The organism is Klebsiella sp. 2019SCSN059 (genome assembly GCF_021739525.1).
Classification (GTDB): Bacteria; Pseudomonadota; Gammaproteobacteria; order Enterobacterales; family Enterobacteriaceae; genus Klebsiella; species Klebsiella quasipneumoniae.
Genome location: NZ_JAKKOM010000148.1, coordinates 1 through 371, shown reverse-complemented (window position 1 = coordinate 371; position 371 = coordinate 1). Strand labels below are relative to the sequence as shown.

Genomic DNA, 371 nt, shown 5'->3' with positions numbered 1-371 from the left:
ATACCACGAGCTTTTTCTTCCGGCGCGTTATCGATCTGGTCGAATGCGCGAGCGGAACCACCGTAGGTTTTAGCCAGTACGGTAGTGATGGCAGCGGTCAGCGTTGTTTTACCATGGTCAACGTGGCCGATAGTACCGACGTTAACGTGCGGTTTTGTACGTTCAAACTTTTCTTTAGACATCGATTGTCCCTCTAAGACACGGATAAATCGGTGATATCACCACATCAACCAGGCAACATGCCCGACTTGTTGAATGAACATAACAGAAGAGAAACAGGGAAGGAGAGAAAAGAAGTGGTGCTGATACCCAGAGTCGAACTGGGGACCTCACCCTTACCAAGGGTGCGCTCTACCAACTGAGCCATATCA

1 protein-coding gene is annotated in these 371 nt (G+C 49.3%); it reads right to left on the bottom strand.

Annotation, left to right across the window (positions count from 1 at the left end):
* Positions 1-182: GTP-binding protein (locus L2I46_RS29360; RefSeq protein ID WP_010287081.1), on the bottom strand; the 182-nt coding region annotated here is incomplete at its 3' end.
* Positions 183-371: the final 189 nt, after the last annotated feature.